Source organism: Streptomyces sp. NPDC046977, from assembly GCF_040644455.1.
In the GTDB taxonomy this organism is placed as follows: domain Bacteria; phylum Actinomycetota; class Actinomycetes; order Streptomycetales; family Streptomycetaceae; genus Actinacidiphila.
The window spans coordinates 1-2,005 of sequence record NZ_JBEYWO010000085.1 but is presented as its reverse complement, the minus strand read 5'-3'; the positions used below and the strand labels follow the sequence as shown (position 1 = coordinate 2,005).

The 2,005-nt window shown below is 66.5% G+C and carries 1 protein-coding gene; it reads left to right on the top strand.

Translation table 11 applies throughout. From position 1 onward, the window contains the following. The coding region (locus ABZ883_RS43090; RefSeq protein WP_360917785.1) for a transposase at positions 1 to 1,863 on the top strand (1,863 nt) is incomplete at its 5' end. Between the last annotated feature and the right edge of the window lie 142 nt (positions 1,864 to 2,005).

Genomic DNA, 2,005 nt, shown 5'->3' with positions numbered 1-2,005 from the left:
GAGCCTGTTGCGTTTTGGAGCGCACCGCTGGAACTGTTGGATGATTCCATGGCCAAGGGCTTCCGTCGGGTCGACCGCGACCAACAATTCCTGCTCCCTGTGGACATGCGGGAGTGGTTGCCCCAGGACCATGTCGTCTGGATCCTGCTGGAGGTCGTAGATCACCTGGACCTGACCAGGATCGAGTCCCGGTATGCACTCGGCGGGACAGGGCGCCGGGCATACGACCCGCGGATGATGCTCGCACTCTTGATCTACGCCTATGCGGACGGGGTGCGGTCGTCCCGTCAGATCGAGCGGCTGTGCCGCACCGACGTGGCCATGCGCGTCATCTGCGGGCTGCAGATCCCCGACCACACCGCCATCGCCCGCTTCCGACAGTTGCACCAGGACTCGGTGAGGGACCTGTTCACGCAAGTGCTGCTGGTCTGCGCGAAGGCCGGGCTGGGACGGCTGGGCACGATAGCCATCGACGGCACCAAGATCGCGGCCAACGCATCCCGGTATGCATCCTGCCGCCGCGAATGGCTGCAGGAACAGGTCTCCGCGATCACTGCTGAGGCCGCCGCTGCTGATGAGGCAGAGGACGCCACCTTCACAACCCGAGCGAAAGAAACCGGGACTCCACAGCAACTCCGAGGCCAACAGGACCGTGAGCGGCGACTGCGCAGGGCTTTGGAAGAAGTACTCGCCGAGGAGACCGCGCGCGGACTCGACGTCGGAGCGGTCGCAGCCAAACACGAGGAATTCCTTGAGCGCACCCGCCGCGGGGATAACACGGTCGGCACCCGCCCGGTGGGAGTGGACCCGGTGGCTGTCGCCGAAGCCCGGCTGCAGGCCGCTCAAGATCGTCTGGTGGGCGAGAAGGCCACCAAGCGTGAGCAGATCGAGGCGATGCGGGAAAGACTCCGGCTCTTCGAGGCCGGCCACGGACCCAGGCCCGCTCTCGGCCCGTTCAGCTTCGATGAAGACCGTGGACGCGAGGTTGCCCGCGCCAAGCGGTGGTTGGCGCGGGCCGAGAACGAACTGGCGAGGGCACGCTCGGCCCAAGACAACGCCATGGACCACGACACTGCGACTACCGTGCAGGTCACACCCGGCGGCGGCAAACGAGGACCACGGGGCACCACTGCCAAAGACAAGCCGCCGCAGATCCGGCGCAACGTCACCGATCCCGACAGCCGTCAGATGCAAGGGGCCGACGGCGGCGCTCTGCAGGGCTACAACGCCCAACTGGCCGTCGGGGCCGACGGACTGATTCTGGCCTGCGCACTTGTCCAAGACGGCAACGACCGGCGACAACTCAAGCCGATGATGCCCGTGGCCGTCGCAGCAGCCCTCACCGTCCACCAGGCCCGCTGCCTGCGCCAATGCCCAGATCGAGGCGGATGCTGCATCGAAGCATCCGCATCGCCCACAGGCGCTGGCCTGTCCGCGACCGGGTGCAATGGCACGTCGTGTCCCTGCGCGACGGACTGGATCGGCACGCTCCTGTTCGACAGCGGCTACTGGAGCGAGGAAAACCTGAACGCCCCTGGTCCCGACCGCCTCATCGCGCCAGGAAAGGCCCGGAACCTGCCGCAGGTGGATCCCAGCGCGAAGCCCCCGCCCGAGGACGCCGACCCCGCAACCCGAATGCTCCACCGCTTCGCCACCGAAGAGGGATCAGCGACCTACAAACGCCGAGCCGCCACCGTCGAACCGGTCAACGGCCAGCTCAAGGAACGTACTCGCCTACGCCGCTTCGCCCGCCGAGGGCGAACCGCCTGCCAATCGGAACTGGAACTCGCCGGCCTGGTACTCAACCTCCGCAAGTTCTGCCGACTGGACCCCCGTATTCGGGCAGCAGCACTGGCTGCCTGAGCGGAATCCCGCCGACAAGACCAGCTCCGACGTCTGCACCCACCGGGACAGACAGCCATGCACTCGAGACGACCAGGGACATTCAGGTCGGAAGCGGTGCCCCATTGATACTGCGCAGCCCGAACAAAAACGCAACAGGCTC